The 17,693-nt window shown below is 59.9% G+C and carries 13 protein-coding genes; 8 read left to right on the top strand and 5 right to left on the bottom strand.

Going from position 1 to position 17,693, the window contains the following annotated elements; all coding sequences use genetic code 11:
* The first annotated feature begins 9 nt into the window (after positions 1 to 9).
* Positions 10 to 3,792, top strand: coding sequence for a multifunctional oxoglutarate decarboxylase/oxoglutarate dehydrogenase thiamine pyrophosphate-binding subunit/dihydrolipoyllysine-residue succinyltransferase subunit (locus AC1EJZ_RS06900; RefSeq protein ID WP_092648701.1), 3,783 nt, complete (start codon positions 10 to 12; stop codon positions 3,790 to 3,792).
* A gap of 335 nt (positions 3,793 to 4,127) precedes the next feature.
* The gene (locus AC1EJZ_RS06895) at positions 4,128 to 4,730 is read left to right on the top strand and encodes a GDSL-type esterase/lipase family protein (protein ID WP_058237007.1); all 603 of its coding nucleotides are present in this window, start codon (positions 4,128 to 4,130) and stop codon (positions 4,728 to 4,730) included.
* A 34-nt stretch (positions 4,731 to 4,764) separates the two neighbouring features.
* Here AC1EJZ_RS06895 and AC1EJZ_RS06890 read toward each other — a convergent pair whose 3' ends face one another.
* The 4 genes from AC1EJZ_RS06890 to AC1EJZ_RS06875 all read right to left on the bottom strand — a co-directional run bounded on the left by AC1EJZ_RS06890 (position 4,765) and on the right by AC1EJZ_RS06875 (position 8,218).
* A complete protein-coding gene (locus tag AC1EJZ_RS06890) occupies positions 4,765 to 6,174 on the bottom strand; it encodes an Nramp family divalent metal transporter (protein ID WP_227469278.1) in 1,410 nt (469 codons plus the stop codon).
* A 757-nt stretch (positions 6,175 to 6,931) separates the two neighbouring features.
* On the bottom strand, positions 6,932 to 7,006 hold the full coding sequence (locus AC1EJZ_RS06885) for a 50S ribosomal protein bL37 (RefSeq protein ID WP_371935780.1): 75 nt from the start codon (positions 7,004 to 7,006) through the stop codon (positions 6,932 to 6,934).
* A 175-nt stretch (positions 7,007 to 7,181) separates the two neighbouring features.
* Entirely contained in the window at positions 7,182 to 7,493 is a 312-nt protein-coding gene (locus AC1EJZ_RS06880; RefSeq protein WP_058237008.1) for a hypothetical protein, read from the bottom strand.
* Positions 7,490 to 8,218 (bottom strand): sigma-70 family RNA polymerase sigma factor, encoded by a 729-nt coding sequence (locus tag AC1EJZ_RS06875; protein WP_371935781.1) that lies wholly within the window; start codon positions 8,216 to 8,218, stop codon positions 7,490 to 7,492. The genes AC1EJZ_RS06880 and AC1EJZ_RS06875 overlap by 4 nt, the downstream gene beginning before the upstream one ends.
* Before the next feature lie 193 nt (positions 8,219 to 8,411).
* Here AC1EJZ_RS06875 and AC1EJZ_RS06870 point away from each other — a divergent pair, with 193 nt between their 5' ends.
* Genes AC1EJZ_RS06870 through rsgA form a run of 3 tightly spaced genes read left to right on the top strand, consistent with a single transcriptional unit; the run spans position 8,412 to position 11,424 of the window.
* Positions 8,412 to 8,918 (top strand): DoxX family protein, encoded by a 507-nt coding sequence (locus AC1EJZ_RS06870; RefSeq protein WP_070726395.1) that lies wholly within the window; start codon positions 8,412 to 8,414, stop codon positions 8,916 to 8,918.
* A complete protein-coding gene (locus AC1EJZ_RS06865; protein WP_058237010.1) occupies positions 8,915 to 10,354 on the top strand; it encodes a 3-phosphoshikimate 1-carboxyvinyltransferase in 1,440 nt (479 codons plus the stop codon). Before AC1EJZ_RS06870 ends, AC1EJZ_RS06865 begins: the two co-directional genes overlap by 4 nt.
* The gene (gene rsgA, locus AC1EJZ_RS06860; protein WP_480294371.1) at positions 10,351 to 11,424 is read left to right on the top strand and encodes a ribosome small subunit-dependent GTPase A; all 1,074 of its coding nucleotides are present in this window, start codon (positions 10,351 to 10,353) and stop codon (positions 11,422 to 11,424) included. Before AC1EJZ_RS06865 ends, rsgA begins: the two co-directional genes overlap by 4 nt.
* A 101-nt stretch (positions 11,425 to 11,525) precedes the next feature.
* Here the strand turns inward: rsgA and AC1EJZ_RS06855 are convergent, their stop codons facing one another.
* A complete protein-coding gene (locus tag AC1EJZ_RS06855) occupies positions 11,526 to 12,266 on the bottom strand; it encodes a glutamine amidotransferase (RefSeq protein WP_074026193.1) in 741 nt (246 codons plus the stop codon).
* A 93-nt stretch (positions 12,267 to 12,359) separates the two neighbouring features.
* On the opposite strand from AC1EJZ_RS06855, the gene AC1EJZ_RS06850 reads away from it, so the two are divergent.
* Genes AC1EJZ_RS06850 through AC1EJZ_RS06840 form a run of 3 tightly spaced genes read left to right on the top strand, consistent with a single transcriptional unit; the run spans position 12,360 to position 17,682 of the window.
* Entirely contained in the window at positions 12,360 to 13,169 is an 810-nt protein-coding gene (locus tag AC1EJZ_RS06850) for an inositol monophosphatase family protein (protein ID WP_058237012.1), read from the top strand.
* 53 nt (positions 13,170 to 13,222) lie between these two features.
* Complete coding sequence (locus tag AC1EJZ_RS06845; protein ID WP_480294370.1) at positions 13,223 to 14,494, top strand: exonuclease SbcCD subunit D; 1,272 nt, start codon at positions 13,223 to 13,225, stop codon at positions 14,492 to 14,494.
* Positions 14,491 to 17,682: an AAA family ATPase gene (locus AC1EJZ_RS06840; RefSeq protein WP_480294368.1), complete on the top strand. Its 3,192-nt coding sequence runs from the start codon at positions 14,491 to 14,493 to the stop codon at positions 17,680 to 17,682. Before AC1EJZ_RS06845 ends, AC1EJZ_RS06840 begins: the two co-directional genes overlap by 4 nt.
* The last annotated feature ends 11 nt before the right edge of the window (positions 17,683 to 17,693 follow it).

Below are 17,693 nucleotides of genomic sequence, written 5' to 3'. Positions count from 1 at the left end.
AAACCCTCTATGCTGGAGGCGAGCAAACCTCACGTTTCCACGATAGGAGTGACCACGGTGGACGCCTCCGATCAACACGAATCAACTCATGAGTCCGAAAAGGATCAGCAGTGGTGGATTGACCACATGAGGGTCCAGTACGACGAGGATCCCAGTTCAGTTGACGACGCCTGGCGCGAGTACTTCGAGGCTGTCGACGCCCTCGAAAAGGCTGACGAAGCCGATGTGCGCGTCACAGCTGAAGAGGACATACAAGCCAGCGAACCGGACGGCGACGAAGCCGACCAGACTTCGGCAAGTGACGTTGCCGACGAGTCGGAGGAAGAGCGTCCAGCCAACACGATGCTGGTCACACGATCCGACCTTCCTCCCGCACCACTGGCGCAGACCAGTGAAGCCACCTCGCCCTACACGCGCATGACGGCGGTGCGCGCGGCCACTGAGCTCAATGAGGATGCGCGGACCGAAGATCGTACCGATCTGTTGAAGGGCATTGCACGGGCAACGGCGAAAAACATGGACCAGTCGCTGACGATTCCGACCGCCACATCTGCCCGCCAGGTACCGGCAAAACTGCTGATCGAAAACCGTTCACTGCTCAACCGCCACTTGGCTCGCACGACCGGCGGCAAGGTCTCGTTCACTCACCTGATCGGATACGCGTTGGTGGAAGCCATGTGCGAGATGCCGTCAATGAACGTGCGCTACTCCACCGACAAGAAGGGCCGGCCGCAAATTGAGCGTCTCGCGCACGTCGGTTTCGGGCTGGCGATCGACGTGGCGCAACCCAACGGGAAGCGCTCGCTGATGGTGCCGGTCCTGCAGGAAGCGGACACACTGACATTTCTCGAGTTCGTTGCCGCCTATAACGACACGGTGCGTCGTGCTCGCGATGGTGAACTGACCCCGGATGATTTCCAGGGCGGCACCGTGACCCTGACGAATCCCGGCACGATCGGCACGACGACATCTGTTCCGCGCCTGATGACAGGTCAAGGACTCATCGTCGGTGTCGGCGCGACGAACTACCCCGCCGAATTCGCGGGCGTGTCCCCTCGCCGTCTGGCTCAGCTCGGCATCGGCAAGACGATGTTCCTGTCCTCCACCTATGACCATCGCATTATTCAGGGTGCGGCATCCGGCGAGTTCTTGCGGTTGATGGACAACAAGCTGTCCGGCAAGGACGGATTCTGGGATCGCGTCTTCGATACCTATCATGTCCCCCACCCGCCTTATCACTGGGAGCCTGATCGCGAATACGACATTGAGCGCGAAAAAGGCAAGCCTGCACGTATTGCGGAATTGATTCACGCATACCGCTCGCGCGGGCACCTTGCTGCTGACACTGACCCGCTGGCTTATCGTGTGCGGCGCCATCCTGACCTGGATATCACCAGCTACGGCCTGTCGGTGTGGGATCTGGATCGTCAGTTCCCCACAGGCGGTTTTGGCGGGGAATCCTACATGACGCTGAGGGAAATCCTCGATCGTTTGCGCGATACATATACACGCACCATCGGCATTGAATACATGCACATTCAGGATCCTGAGCAGCGCAAATGGGTCCAAGAGCGCATCGAGAAGCCCTACTCCGTGCCCTCGACTGAGGAACAGCGCCACATTTTGTCTACTCTCAATCACGCGGAGGCATTCGAGGAGTTCCTCCAGACCAAGTACGTCGGGCAGAAGCGGTTCTCACTGGAGGGCGGCGAATCGCTGATTCCACTGCTTGATGCGATCCTGTCGGATGCAGCACAGGCCGGTTTACCTGAGGTGGCCATCGGAATGGCTCACCGCGGCAGGTTGAACGTACTGGCCAACATTGCCGGCAAGTCCTACGGGCAGATCTTCTCTGAGTTTGAAGGCAACGAAAACCCGCAGGACGAAGGCTCCGGCGACGTGAAGTACCACCTGGGCACTGAAGGCGTGTTCAGCCGTGAAGACGGTGTGGCCACCAAGGTGTATCTGGCTGCAAACCCGTCGCACCTGGAGGCCGCTGACGGCGTCCTCGAAGGCATCGTGCGCGCCAAGCAGGATCAGCTCCATGACGATGATTTCTCGGTTGTGCCGATTCTGATCCACGGCGATGCCGCCTTCATTGGCCAAGGAGTCGTGCAGGAAACACTGAACCTGTCTCAGCTCAAGGGATATCGAACCGGCGGCACGATCCACCTGATCGTCAACAACCAGATCGGTTTCACAACCGGCCCGACATCGGGACGTTCAACCCGTTACCCGACGGACCTGGCCAAAGGCCTGCAGGTGCCGATCCTGCACGTCAACGGCGATGATCCCGAGTCAGTGGTGCGCATGGGACATCTGGCAATGGCCTATCGCGAGCGCTTCCATAAGGACGTGATCGTGGATCTGGTGTGCTACCGCCGACGCGGCCACAACGAGGGCGACGATCCGTCGATGACGCAACCCGTCATGTATGAACTGATCCGTCAGATCCCATCAACCCGCACCGTCTACATGCGTAACCTGATCGGACGCGAGCAGCTGACCGAAGAAGAGGTCGAAGCATCCATCAAGGAATACGAAGACGAGTTGAACAAGATCCTCACGCAGACCCGTGAGGAAGGCTGGCAGGTTCCTGAATCCCAGCTGCCTGGCCAGGGCATGATGATCGGTTGGGAATCCCCCGTTCCGGCAGGCGCCATCGAACGCATCGGTGAAGCATTCAACACCTTCCCTGATGGCTTCGTTCCCCATCCCAAGATGCTGAAGCTGTGTGAACGGCGTCAGGAAATGGCGACGGGCACACGCCCGATCGACTGGGGCTTTGGTGAGCTGATCGCTTTGGGCTCGCTGGTCATGGAAGGAACTCCGGTGCGTTTTTCCGGACAGGACGCCCGTCGTGCAACGTTCGTCCAGCGTCACGCGGTTCTACATGACCACAACAATGGCCGCGAGTTCACTCCGCTCAACTTCCTCACCGACGATCAGGCGATCTTCGAAATCTACGATTCGCCCCTGTCTGAGTACGTCGTCATGGGATTTGAATACGGCTACTCGGTTCAGCGTCCTGATGCGCTGGTCGTGTGGGAAGCACAGTTCGGTGACTTCGCCAATGGCGCCCAGTCAGTGATCGATGAGTTCGTCAGCTCATCTGAGCAGAAGTGGGGACAACGCTCCTCGGTTGTCCTTCTGCTCCCCCACGGCTATGAAGGGCAGGGCCCCGACCACTCGTCAGCGCGCATTGAGCGTTATCTGACTTTGGCCGCTGAAAACAACATGTGGATCTGTCAGCCGTCGACACCGGCACAGCATTTCCACATGCTGCGCACGCAGGCCTACAGGCGCCCTCGTAAACCCCTCATTGCGTTCACGCCCAAGCAGCTGCTGCGTCTGCCCGCAGCCAGCTCGTCGATCGACGATTTCACGTCCGGTCACTTCCTGCCCGTCATTGGCGAGGTCGACCAGCGCGTCACCGATGTCAATCGCGTGGTGTTGTGTTCAGGCCGTCTCTACTACGACCTGGTCAAGGAACGTGAGGCGAAGGAAGCATGGTCGACTGCGATCGTGCGCGTCGAGCAGTACTACCCCAAGCCGATCGATGAGATTCGTGAGCAGCTGGATCGCTACCCAGGTGCTGAGGTTATGTGGGCGCAGGATGAGCCCCGCAACCAGGGCGCGTGGCCGTTCATGGCGCTTAACGTGTTCACCGAACTGGGCGTGCAGCCCATCGTGGTGTCGCGTCCTGCGTCCGCTTCCCCTGCGGCAGGCCGGGCCTCCACCCACAAGCGCCAGCTCGCTGAACTGCTCGCCACACTCTTTGGCAAGGACTGACCTGCTCGCTTCATAGACGCCTCGTGCTCCTCGATTTGCGCCTCTCGCGCTCGAGGGGCACTTGGCATGTGAGCTCCGCTTCTGTACCATCCGCCCCGTCATCTAAGCAGGACTCTGGGCATTTAGCGCGCGGGCCTGAATCTGCGGAACTTCTTCCTCACTCCTCACAGGCCCGTGCACAGCTGGTGTGTGAACCTCGATCTGCGGAGCTTCTTCGTCGTTCCCACATGCCTTTGAACACCTGTCGCGCCAGAATCTGACCTGCCAGCTTGCGTTACATGTGATGGGCGCTGCGAGCGGCTAATCTAGTGGAAGGTGCATGAAGGAGGAAACCAGTGAAGCGCATCTGCGTGATCGGTGATGACTTGGTCGCCGGAATCGGTGACCCCCGAGCCTTGGGGTGGGTTGGACGCGTCATTGCACGCACCCGTTTTGCCTCAGCCCCCGCCGTCATGCCCCTCGCCGTTCCTGGAGAAACAACCGCAGGTCTCGCTGCCAGGTGGGAAAGTGAAGTCAACGCGCGGATTTCCTCATCCGACACATTGCACATGGTGGTAGCCGTTGGTGCGGCCGACGTGCCCAGTGGGTTATCCACACCGCGGTCACGCCTGAATCTGGCCAATATTGTGGACCGTGCGCGCGAGCGCGGCATCTCCACGCTTGTGGTCGGCCCGCCGCCTCTGGCCGGAGCCCAGCAGCAGCAGCTGGCGGCCCTTGACCGAGCATGTGCGGAAGTGTGTGACCGCCGGGGTATCACCTACGTGACGTGCCTGGAGCCCCTGGTCGCACATGACCAGTGGATCGCTGACATGGCCGCATCGACAGCCCGCTCCCCCCATGAGCTCACGTTGCCGGCGCAAGCCGGATACGCGCTGATGGCGTACCTGGTTCTTCACCAAGGCTGGTTTGAGTGGGTGGACGCTGACCCGATGCCGTAACAACCTGCCGGCCGCGGCGAGGTTGCCGCGCTGGTCAGAGCCACCCTCCAACGATTTCGAGGATCAGTTTCAGGTTGAGGATTGTCAGCACGATGGTGGACACCCATCCCAGGATTGCGACCCATTTCGCGTTGACGAAGCGCTCCCCCATGATTTTCTTCGACGATGTCAGCCACACCAGCGGCACCATTGAAATCGGCAATGCGATGCACAGGAATACCTGCGATCCCACCAGGAGTTCTTCGAGGGCGACCTCGGAACCATTAAATGCAATCGTGCAGACCAACACAGGAATCACAGTGATGACGCGGGTGATGACGCGGCGCGCCCACAGCGGAATGCGCAGCCTGATGAAACCCTCCATCACGATCTGGCCCGTCAGCGTGCCGGTAATCGTTGAGTTCTGGCCCGAGGCCAGCAGTGCGACAGCGAAGAGCGTGGACAGAACCGGGCTGGCAACTGTACCTGCCAGCGAGGGATTCTGGAGCGCATCGTAGAGCGAGCCGAATGTGGACAGGTCCTCGCTGGAACCGAAGAAGAGCGCAGCACCCAAAAGCAGCAGGAGGCAGTTGATCACGAACGCTGCACCCAGCTGGATGTTCGAATCCCACGTAGCGAAACGTACGGCGCGAGCCTGGTCGCCCTCGTCATGTCGGTTGTAGGAACGAGACTGCACGATGGATGAATGCAGATACAGGTTGTGGGGCATGACGGTTGCGCCCACAATGCCAAGTGCCATGGTGAGTTCGCCGCGGCTCAGCGTCTGGGGTGACGGCAAGAAACCCTTCGCCATGTCGGGGATGCTGGGTTGCGCAAGGATGACCTCGTACAGGAAAACCGCCATGATCGTCAGAATCAGCGTGACGACGATGGCCTCAATCTTCCTGAAACCGACGCTCATCAGCAGCAAGAGCAGCAGCACGTCGAGGACGGTGATGAGGACACCGACGATGAGCGGCAGTCCAAACAATAAGTGCAAGGCGATAGCTGCGCCGATGACTTCCGCCAGGTCGGTCGCCATGATGGCGAGCTCGGTGACGACCCATAGGACGAGCCCGAGTGTGCGCGAGGTGTGGGCGCGCGTAGCCTGCGCCAGGTCCATGCCGGCAACGATGCCAAGTTTGGCTGCCATGTACTGCAGCAGCATCGCGATCAGCGAGGAAACCAGAATGACGTTGAGCAGCAGATACCCGTATTGCTGACCGCCGCCGATGGAAGTTACCCAGTTGCCCGGATCCATGTAACCTACCGCGACCAGGGCGCCCGGGCCCGAAAAAGCGAAGAGTTGGCACAGGAAGCTCGCATTCTTATCAGGGATCGCCACAGTTCCGTTGATCTCCTGCAGAGACGGCCCGTTAGCAAGGGTCACTAAATGTCGGCGACCGTCTGTGCGCGGTGCTGCATCGTCGCGTCCAGTCGTGCGCACTCCACTCTCACGTTTCACGTGCATTTTCTCTTTCTCTTTATCAATCCCTCGGTGCGAGGAATCCCCTCAAACGCCTGGCCTCGAATAAGCCCAGGCAGCTTCCCAGAGGCACGGCGTGAGAACTCCTCGCAGGATCTCACGGATATACGATACCTCGTTTTCGGCTAACCGTAATTCATCTGGAGATCGCTGCGCCACATATCACAGCGGCTCTCATGGCCTAGGACCAGCGACCCCAATGTGGATCTCTCGATGCACATACCCCTAGATTTAAGGTCTCTCGTTGCACATACCCCTAAATTTGACTCGCAAAATGCACATACCCCTAGATCAAGCGTCAGCGAAGATGCCCACAGACAGCCTCATAGGCTGTGACCAGCGCTTTTGGAAACTGGCCCGAGGACAGGGTTTTTAAATCTAGGGGTTCGTGCACAAAAACGCGAAGATCTAGGGGAATGTGCACCTGCCCAAGTTAGATCTAGGGGAATGTGCACCTACTCGAGCTAGATCTGCGCTTGCGGAGCCGAATGTCAGCCCTTCAAGTCCACAACCGGCGTGTACCGCTCACGCCATACAGACATTCGCGCATTAACCCACATTTCGGGCATTAACCCGGTATTAACCCCATTCCAACGCGCTCCCCGCCCGCGACCGCCTGTCGCCCCAGGCACATAAAAAAGCCCAGCACCATGAGATGCTGGGCTTTACTCGCACGGCCTCAGGATCGTGAGATCCGGTCAGTGACGTGCGTCAGATTAGCTTGCTCGCACACCAACTAGCAGTTGGGACGCTTGCCATGGTTGGCAGCGTTCTTGCGACGTGCACGGCGCTTACGACCACGCTTCGACATCACGGCCTCCTCAAATTGTTGAATCAACTTGCCCAGTTTTCCATAGACTGACCCAAGTCACAAATATCTCAGGCTAATCGAAACCAATCTCACGTCCCCGGCCTTGGTACTCTCCTCCACTGCCCCGGCATTCACGCCCGTCGACCCTGGCTCTCAGGTCCACAAGCCCTGCCAATTACTCCTGTTCATACACGCTGCAGATCCGCATCCGCAGCGATTCAGGCGCACGCACCGTGCGCGCCAAGTAGGCCCGCTTGAGCATCTGCCGGAACTGGCGCTCACGTTGGATGGCTCGCTGACAGGTCTGACAGCGCTGCACATGAGCAACCAACAGCTCAGCCGCCCGCTCATCCAACGCTTCGATCGGGATCGCGCGCGCAGCGTCGCCCTCGTCGTGACAATCCGACCACGTGCGCATCTCGACATCCACGATCTCGCCGACGTGTGCACGCAGTTGGGAACAGGTGATGTGAATGAGTGATCTCATGCGTTGTCTCCTATCCCGTATTCGCGCGCAAGACCTGCCAAAGATTTCCTCAATGCCGCCCTGCCGCGATGCAGACGCGACATTACCGTGCCGATTGGAATGTCCAGCGTCTGAGCGATTTCTTTGTAACTGAGCTGCTCGACGTCCGCCAGCCACACGACCACTCGGTAGTCCTCTGACAAGTCCTCCATCGCGTCGCGTACCTGGTCGGACGGAATGCGGTCAAGTGCTTCGGCTTCAGCTGAGCGCAACCCCTCTTCCGAATGAGACGCGGCATCGACCAGCTGCCAGTCCTCCACCGTTTCCGTGCCCGAGCGTTTCGGGGAGCGCTTGGCCTTGCGGTAGTGCGTGATATACGTGTTGGTCAGGATCCGGTACAGCCAGGCCTTGATATTCGTGCCCGGCTTGTACTGGTCGAACTTTGCGTAGGCTTTCTCAAATGTTTCCTGCACTAGGTCCTCAGCATCAGCCCGGTGGCGCGTCATCGACAGTGCCGCGCCGTAGAGCTGGTCAAGCAGCGGGAGTGCTTCAGCCTCGAAACGTTCCTTCTTCCCCGCCGGCGCAGACTCTTTAAGCGCAGATCCATTGGCCACAGACTCATTGACGAGGGTGACCTGCCCGCCGTCAGATTCGCCATCCACGCGCGTCGACGGATCCAGATCCGCAGCCGTTTCAGCAGCGGTATCCTCGGCGCTGTGGGTGTGAGTGAATGTGTGTGCCATCAGCATCCACATTAGTGCCAAATGGCCGGCCAGGCCGGTCAGGCCGGTCACGCCCACCTGATATCGCGTGTCACCTGCCTGAAAAGCCCCGCGGATGCTCTGTTGCCTCATATACTTCATAACGAGCGGGGAACTGAATTTGTTCCATCGCTTCTTCACAGTCGCCAGATCATCCAGAAGGGCAGACCATAGGATCATGAATATTCTTCGCCTAGTCGCACGACCATTGCTCGCACTCCCATTCATTGCAACCGGGGTGAGCGCAATCAGGAATCCTGACGAACACGTGGAGCGCATTGAACCGGCACGTCCGCTGCTTGACAAGACCGGCCTGACGCTGAGCGATGGCCAGCTCAAACTTGCCACACGCGCACTGGGCGGCGTGACCGCTGTCGCCGGAGTGTCACTGGCTCTGGGCAAGGCCACACGAACCTCTGCAGCGGTATTGGCTCTGACCTCCATCCCTCTGGCTCTGGTGAACAACCCCGTGTGGACGGAGGGAACCCCCGATCAGCGCGCTGCGTGGAGGAACGGCCTGATCAAGGATTTCGCTTTGTTCGGCGGCCTGGTCATCGCCTCGACCGACCGTGAGGGACGCCCATCCGCCACGTGGAAGCTGCGCAACTGGGCCGATCACCGCTCCGAGCTGCGTGCGGCACGAAGTCAGGCATGGGATGACGCTTCGGAGGTCTATCAGGCATGACGGCGGGGGCTTTGCTTCCCCTCTGGTCCGCGCCTTTCATCGAACCTCACCAGCGAATCGATGCCAGCGTCACAGTTCCCGGTTCAAAATCGCTGACCAATCGTGCATTCATTCTGGCCGCTCAGAGTACGAATGAGTGTGTGATCGACGGAGCTTTGGATTCGCGTGACACACGCCTGATGGCCGATGCGCTCCAACAATTGGGCTGCACTGTCGATTGGGATTCCACAGGATCGGCGCGCGTGCGTCCCTCTCGGCACACGATGGGCGAGGCGCGCGCACACATTGACTGCGGCCTTGCCGGAACCGTCATGCGTTTCGTGCCCGCCCTGTGCGCCGCGGCCGGCATGCACGCGTTTTTTGACGGCGACGAGGGAGCACGCGTACGCCCTCTGGATGCACTCCTGAGCGCTCTGACCAGTGCCGGCGCTCGTATCACCTGTCATGGCGAACCAGGTTTCCTGCCTTTCGAACTCGACGGGATTCCCGCTGATATTTGCGGCAGTGATGGCGTGACCAACCGCCATGCACCGATGACGATTGACGTTGATACACACGAGTCGTCACAATTTGCCTCAGCGCTGCTGTTGAGCGCTCCCCTGCTCGCCACCCGTATGAACAGGCCGGTTCAGATTCGACTCACTGGCCGGGTGGTGTCTCTGCCGCACATTCAGATGAGCGTGCGAACCCTCCAGGAATGGGGTGTGACCGTTCGCTCCGGCACAGACGAGGGTGGCCTGAACGGCCCTGACAGTGCGACCTGTGGCAGCACAACACCAACCGACGCACAGGCTCCCTCGTGGATTATTGAGCCGGAGCTACCGATCCTGAGCCGCGTTGCCATCGAGCCCGACCTGTCGAACGCCGGGCCGTTCATCGCTGCTGCTCTGGTCACCGGTGGGCAGGTGCGAATCCCGCACTGGCCCGTGCACACGACGCAACCCGGTGACGCGTTTCGTCAGATCGCTCAGCAGATGGGTGGGCAGGTCAACGTGGATGCCGACGGGATCCTCTGCGTGAAGGGCCCCGAGCGTGGCCGGTTGCTCGGCGTTGACCGTGATATGAGTGACATCGGTGAGCTGACGCCGACCGTGGCGGCGCTGGCAGCTGTCGCATCGACCGAGTCGCATCTATCGGGAATCAGTCATCTGCGAGGGCATGAAACGGATCGTGTGAGCGCTCTGCGCACCGAGATCGAGCGACTGGGCGGTGACGTAACAGAGCACCCTGATGCGCTGACGATTCGCCCGCGAGCGCTCCACGCAGCGGACCTGCACACGTATCACGATCACCGCATGGCGACGTTCGGAGCAATCATCGGACTGGTGGTGGACGGCGTGCGCGTCTTCGATATTGGGACGACAGGTAAGACACTGCCTGATTTTGTCGCGCTGTGGCAGGCGACGGTCGCATCGGCCGAAAGTGGGGATCAGTGAACAGACGCGATATCGGCACTGATGATCCGCGGGTGCGAGTGCGTCCTGGTCGAGGATCCCGGCCGCGCACCAAGAAGCGCCCGGACTGGTCGACCCGCCCGCTGGGTCGCGTTATTGCGATTAACCGCGGGCGTTTCATTGTTGCCGCCGATAGCGGTGTACGCATTGTTGCAGTGCAGGCTCGCGAGCTGGGTCGCGGCTCTGTCGTTGTCGGTGACCGAGTGCGGCTGACGGGAGACCTGTCGGGTGCGAAAGATACTCTGGGGCGCATCGTCGCTGTTGAGGAGCGCTCATCGGTGCTGCGGCGCTCGCGTGAGGATGTGCCTGAACAGCGCGAGAAGATCATCGTGGCAAACGCGCAGCTGATGGTGATCGTTACGGCGCTGGCCAGTCCGCCGCCTCGGATCGGGATGATTGACCGGTGTCTGGTTGCCGCACATGAGGCAGGTATGGAATCCCTCGTCGTCCTGACGAAGTCTGACCTGGCGCCTGCTGACGACATTATTCGTGCCTACGACGGCTTTGGTGTCCCCTTTGTCGTGACGACAGCAACAGGAACCGATGAAGGCGGCTGTGGGCAGGTCACGACTGGTTTGGAGGAACTGCGCGCTCACGTGGAAGGCAGGACGTCGGTGCTCGTCGGCCATTCGGGAGTGGGTAAGTCCACGCTCATCAATGCGCTGGTACCCGATGCGCATCGCAGTGTGGGTCACGTCAATGCCGTGACTGGACGAGGGCGGCACACGTCCACGTCGTTGGAAGCTTTCATGTTGCCGTCAGGCGGGTGGGTGATTGACACGCCCGGTGTCCGTTCCTTCGGCCTGGCCCACGTTGACGAATCCGATGTACTGGCGGTGTTCCCTGAGCTGAAGGATGTGTGTTCGTGGTGCTTGCCGATGTGCACGCATCTGGAGTCGGAGCCTTCATGCGCGCTGGACGCATGGATCAGTGGGCAGGAACCTTTCAACGCGCAACCGGTCAGCAGTGACGAATCGGACAGGCGGCGCAGGATTGTCGATTCGGCGCGCCGACTTCTCGAGTCCACGGCAAGCGCAAGAGCTCACCACTGACGCGCGCCGATCGGCGCACTCGGGCTAGCCGCCCCTGAGGGGCCAGGCCGACTGCGGGAGCTGAGCCGACCGCGAAGATCAGCCTGGCAGCCAGAAGCAGTTCAGCCCCGGCGGAAATGGCGAGCGAAGTTTTGCAGGAATAAGTGCGCGCCCGACACATCGGCCGACGCGGTTTCCGACTCAATGCGGGCACGTTCAGTCGGCGCATAATAACCCCGGTCCGCATATTCGCGGATTCGCACGTCAATACCTGCGTGATCAAGTTCGGGGTGGAACTGGCTGGCCCAGCACGACTCCCCTACCCTGATCAGCTGCACTGGCGCGATAGACGGTCCCTGCGCAATGAGCACAGCACTGTCAGGCATGGCGGTCACGGCCTCGTGGTGGCCGACGAATGCGCGGAACGTGTCGGGCACTCCCTCGCACAGCGGATCCCCTGCGGCGGCAGACGTGAGTGTCATCTGCGGTGCGGAGATCTCCTCGGCAGCTTCAGGTCCGACGCGTCCGCCCTGATGCACAGCAAGTAGACCCAGGCCGTAGCAGATTCCGAAAAAGGGGAAGGACTCGTCGAGGAGGCGGTCAAAGAGTGCGAAAAGATTACGCTCAATATCGTGCTGTACCTGACTTTTCCGGTCTTCAGGAGCGGCCACGTCAAACGGTGATCCGCACAGAATGATTCCGGAATACTCGTCGAAGTTGACTGATGGGAAGGGGTCAGCTTCCATTCGCACATGGACGATCTCATCGGATGACAGGCCTGCCAGGCGCGGCAGGTTAATCAGCTCATCGCGTGCAACGACTTCTTCGCTACGTGAGGTCAGCATGAGGAATGGTTGTGACATGTCCATACTGTAAACGGAATGTGTCCCGCTGCGCTCAGCGAAGCGCCGCCGTGAGATAGGACTTTACACGCCAAATGCCGATACTGTAGAAGCATGTCTGATACTCGCCGTTACATTGAGGACCTCCGCCTGGCGCACGTCCTCGCAGACCAGGTGGATGCGCTGACGATGGATCGTTTCGGTGCGCAGGATCTTCAGGTTGAGTCCAAGCCCGACCTCACTCCCGTAACCGATGCTGACCGTGCGGCGGAGGATTTGATCCGCTCCCAGCTGTCCCACGTGCGCTCGCGCGACGCGGTAGTCGGTGAGGAACGAGGCTCGTCGGGCCATTCTGCCCGCCGGTGGATCATCGATCCGATTGACGGGACGAAGAATTTTGTGCGCGGTGTGCCGGTGTGGGCAACGCTGATCGCTCTGGTTGAAGATGATCGGGTCGTGATGGGACTTGCCTCTGCGCCCGCGTTGAAGCGGCGCTGGTGGGCTGCTGCTGACCAGGGAGCGTGGACCGGCACCTCGTTGATGCGAGCGAAGAAAATCTCCGTGTCGAAGGTGGATTCGATCGAGGATGCGTCCCTGTCGTATTCCTCGCTGGACGGATGGCTCCACCATGATCGAGGAGGGCAATTCCTCCAGCTACAGTCATCATTTTGGCGCACCCGTGCCTACGGTGATTTCTGGAGCTACATGCTGGTCGCTGAAGGTGCGGTCGATGCAGCATGCGAACCGGAACTGAACGTGTGGGATATGGCGGCGTGCTGTGCGATTGTGACTGAAGCTGGCGGTTCTTTCACGTCGTTGACCGGCGAGGACGGCCCGTGGGGTGACAATGCGTGTGCCTCCAACGGACTGATTCACAAGGAGATTCTGACCCAGCTGGATTGGCCTGACAGCACCTCTGATTAGGGTGTTTGCCGGGGCGGTACGCAAATGCACATGGCATGGGGCACACTGACAACATGTTGATTGTGCACACCTCTGACTGGCATGTTGGCCGCACCCTGCACGGGGCCGACCTGTCCCCAGCGCGCGACCTCTTCTTCGAGTGGCTCATCGATCTGGTGAAGTCGCGCCACGTCGATGCGCTCCTCATCAGCGGCGATTTATTCGATCGAGCAGTCCCTCCCGCCCACGTTCTCCGTCCTCTGTCGGACGCCCTTGTTCGCCTATGTTCACTGACTCGTGTCATCATCATTCCCGGCAATCACGATTCCGCCATTCGGCTGGGATACCTCGCTCCTTTTCTTCAAGACTCACTCACGATTGCTTCCACCATCGAGGACATTGACCGCCCCATCGTCGTCACGTCCAGCGACGGTGAGCATGCCACCATCTACGCGATTCCCTACCTCGAGCCTGACCTGGTGCGCGAACCCCTGTCTGACATTATTGACGAGGATGGCCAGGCGATTCCGTTGGTGCGTTCGCATGAGGCCGTCATAAGTGCTGCGTTGCGCCGAATCGGTGCCGATATCGAGGCTCGCCACGATGGACACGGTATGCGCAGCGGTGAGGCGACCGGCGGACATGACGGCGGGCGTGACAACGATGAGTCCAGTGGCGCTCTGAACAGCGATGACGGCGTGCGAATCGTCATGTCGCACGCATTCTTCACAGGCGGAGCCCCATCTGAATCAGAACGCGACATCCAGGTGGGTGGGGTCGCCTCGGTGCCAGCGGGTGTCTTCGACGAATACGGTATTGACTATGTGGCTGCCGGCCACCTCCACCGGCCGCAAAATATCAGCGGAAGCAGCGCCACGATCCGCTACAGCGGATCACCTATGCCGTTTTCCTTTTCTGAGGCTTCCTCCACCCAGTCGGTGACGCTTCTTCATATTGACGGAGGCACACTCACCGACATTGAGACCGTTCCCACCCCTATCTGGCGCAATCTCGACGTGATCGAGGGGCCCTTCGAACAGGTTATTTCTGACCAGTATGCGGAGCAGAGAGACGACTTCGTCTCGATCACGGTAACTGACGACATCCGTCCGCGTGACCTGATTGCACGCATCCGTCACGTCTTTCCCTACGCGCTCGCCATCTTGCATGCGCCACCCGTGCCCGCCAGCCAACGCCTTACCGGTCCGAGCAGACAGGCCGCGCGCTCAGATCGTGCCGTCATTGACGAGTACTTCGAGCAGACGATCGGCCGTTCCCTGAATGAAGCAGAGCGGTCCGTCATTGATTCAGTGTGGGAGCAGATCCAGGTCAGGAGCGTCCAATGAAAATTCGTTGCCTTGATCTGGAAGGTATTGGCCCGTTTATCTCTCACCACACAGTGGACTTCACGCGCTTCGACGATGGTGGGCTTTTCCTGCTGCACGGTCCGACCGGGGCTGGAAAATCGACGATTCTTGACTGCGTGAGCTTCGCGCTTTACGGCACAGTTGCACGTCAAGGCGATGCAGATAATGCACGTCTGCGTTCAACGCTGGTTGATGAGAAGGCACCCTCGCGCGTATCCCTGGTCTTTGAAACAGATGCGGGTATCTTCCGCGTGACGCGTACTCCCCAGTTCACGCGTGAAGGCCGTAAGACTGCCATCAACCAGAGTGCTCACCTGGAAAAGGTTCGAGCCGACGAATCCGGCACCTACGTCACCGTCGATGCGCTCTGTTCCGGAGTCAAAGATACGAATATTGAGATCACTCACCTCATCGGTCTCAACGGCGTTCAGTATCTGCAAACAGCAATTTTGCCGCAGGGAAAATTCTCCCAGTTTCTCACTGCCTCATCTGAAGATCGTCACGCGCTGCTATCCAGCATCTTCCAGACTTCTCTTTTCGTCAATTTCGAAAAGGCACTGAAGGAGAAGGCCAAGGCGGCGCGAGGAAGCCTCGAACACGATCAGCAACAGGTCAGTTCACTGATCCACTCACTGCCCGCGCAGTTATGGCAGGCACTCGGTGGCACAGACTCTGATTCGACACCGCCGCCCAGCGCCCAGGAAAGTAGGTCCGACGAAAACCAGTCGACGGCAGATCTCAGCGCACACGATTCTCCACCGATCACTGCCGCCATGCTGGTCGAGTTAATCGGCATTGACGATGCTGCCATACGTACGCATCTGGAGGATGGTCAGAGGATTCTTGAGCATCAAGCACACGATGATCTGAAGCACTCGCATGAGTGTGCGCGCACTGCAGAAGAACTAGGCAAGCAGCTGCAAGCCGCGACTGACCTCGCCCGGCGTGTGCGTGAGCGCATCGAACTGGAAAAACGCGCGAGCACACTCAACGCTGAGCGTCACGACATTGACGCAGTGCGCACCCAACTGGCTCGCGCACGCCAGGCATCTCACGTTATTCCTGTTCTCGATCGCCTGGACGAGGCTCGCGCGCGTCAGGTCGACGCGCGCAATGCACTGGCGGACGCGATGGCTGCTGCCCGCAGTGCCCACGTCGATCCTGCTTACCTGTCAGGTCTGGACACCGGCGAATCGCGCGAGCCTTCCCTGGCAGATGACAGTGAGATAGCTGCCACGGTGCTCACGCTGACCCGCGCCCATGACACTCTGCACGCTCGCCACATCAAAATCTCTGAACTGGCCGCCGTGGAGGCCGCTTTGCCAGAGCGACGCGAAGCCTTGCAGGGGCAACAAAGTCAGCTCGAGCAGCTTAACCGGCAGCAGGAGTTGCTGCGTCAGCGCATGCGCAACGATGCCGAACAGTTGGAAGCCCTGGCTGCGTCCGATGAGCGGGCAACGACCGCTTCGATCGACCTCACCGCGGCTCAAACGCGCCACGAGGCTCTCGACAAGCGGCTCGACGCCGCGCGCCGTGCCGTCACTGTTGCTCAGAAGTTAGAAGACACGATACGCGAAGCTGAACAAGCTCAGGCGCGCATCGACACAGTTCATGACACTATTCAGCAGGCGCGGCGCGCACTGCTCGCGCAGTCAGCCCTGCGTATTGCTTCGACTCTGGAATCCGGCAAGCCGTGTCCGGTGTGCGGCTCAACCGAGCACCCGTCCCCTGCCCAGGCAGGCGAGGCGGGCACCGTCGATCCTGCTGACATCGACCAGTTGCACGTGCAGTATCAGCAGGAACAGGATGCATTCACCCAATTAAGCGCGCAATGCGCATCGATTCGTTCCACATGGGATGCCCTCGGGCAGCAAGCTGACGGAAGCGTGGAGGATCTGACAGCCGCACTGGCAGACGAAGCACGCACAATCGACGCTCTGAAAGTTGCTCTACAAGCGGTGCAACACGACCAGAAGACCGCCGAGAAGCTTCGGACGCAGCGCACACGTGACGACGAGTCATGCCGTGACCTGCTCCGCCGCTGTGATCGCCTGACTCACGACATTGAAACGGCGCAGGCAGCTCTAGATACTGATGAGAAGCGGTGTACAGCGGCGCGCGCCCACGGCGATGGCGAAGCGACCTTGCAGGACATAGATCACGACATCACAGTGCAGATCGACGCCATTGACACATTGAGACAAGCCTGTGAAAACGCCATCCACGCGCGAGCTGCCGTCGACCAGGCGCTGGCTGAACAGGCGGATGCCCTCGAACGATACGGCTACGCAGAAGGCGATGGTGGCACCGCCCAGGTGCGCGCTGACATGCGCACCGACGTGGCAATCAGCGAAATGGATGCTCGCATCACAGCGTTTGATCGAGATGACGCACACGTGCACAATTCCCTGCAATCCGAGCGCCTCAAAGACGTTGACACGTCCCGGAGTCCCGACGTTGACGCGGCAGCGCGCAGCTACAAAGACGCTCAGTCAGTATCGCGTGAAGCAGCCCAACGTGCCGGCGCCAGCTCGCAGGTTGCTGCCGATGTGAAAAAAGCTGTGGCAACTGTTCAGGAACGCCTCGACACACTGGTGAAGAACCGCGACGCGTTCGGGCCGCTTGACTACCTTTCGCAGCTGGCATCATCGGGTCAGCTCTCGGCGGACTCACCGCAAACTTCTCTGTCCCACTGGGTGCTCGGTAGACGACTGGATGACGTGCTGGCCTGCGCTAACCCTCGTATCATGACAATTTCCAACGGGCGCTACGAGCTGATTCGTTCAGACAAGGACTATTCGCGCAATAAAGCTCAAGGCCTCGGCCTGACGGTACTCGACCATGAAACAGACAAGGTACGCTCCCCGAAGACGTTATCGGGAGGAGAAACATTCTACATTTCCCTTGCTCTGGCACTGGGCCTGTCCGATGTTGTGACCACCGAAAACGGTGGCATCGAACTGCGCACGATGTTCATCGATGAAGGCTTCGGGTCACTTGACTCCTCCACCCTCGACACGGTGATGGCGCAGCTGGCGTCCCTGCACACATCAGGGCGTACCATCGGCGTGATTTCGCACGTCGCAGACATGACGTCGCGGATCTTAGATCAGATCGAAGTCATACCACTGGCATCGGGAGGATCAACACTGCGGGTACGCGCATAAGCACCTCCAGA

The organism is Pauljensenia sp. C0170B5 (genome assembly GCF_056590195.1).
This window is presented reverse-complemented; position numbering and strand designations above follow the sequence as displayed.

Excerpts from the sequence above, each read along its gene's own strand:
- AC1EJZ_RS06845 (WP_480294370.1), top strand. The coding sequence starts at position 13,223 with ATGTTGATTGTGCACACCTCTGACTGGCATGTTGGCCGCACCCTGCAC.
- AC1EJZ_RS06900 (WP_092648701.1), top strand. The coding sequence starts at position 10 with ATGCTGGAGGCGAGCAAACCTCACGTTTCCACGATAGGAGTGACCACG.
- AC1EJZ_RS06870 (WP_070726395.1), top strand. The coding sequence starts at position 8,412 with ATGAATATTCTTCGCCTAGTCGCACGACCATTGCTCGCACTCCCATTC.
- AC1EJZ_RS06855 (WP_074026193.1), bottom strand. The coding sequence starts at position 12,266 with ATGTCACAACCATTCCTCATGCTGACCTCACGTAGCGAAGAAGTCGTT.
- AC1EJZ_RS06840 (WP_480294368.1), top strand. The coding sequence starts at position 14,491 with ATGAAAATTCGTTGCCTTGATCTGGAAGGTATTGGCCCGTTTATCTCT.
- AC1EJZ_RS06850 (WP_058237012.1), top strand. The coding sequence starts at position 12,360 with ATGTCTGATACTCGCCGTTACATTGAGGACCTCCGCCTGGCGCACGTC.
- AC1EJZ_RS06880 (WP_058237008.1), bottom strand. The coding sequence starts at position 7,493 with ATGAGATCACTCATTCACATCACCTGTTCCCAACTGCGTGCACACGTC.
- AC1EJZ_RS06865 (WP_058237010.1), top strand. The coding sequence starts at position 8,915 with ATGACGGCGGGGGCTTTGCTTCCCCTCTGGTCCGCGCCTTTCATCGAA.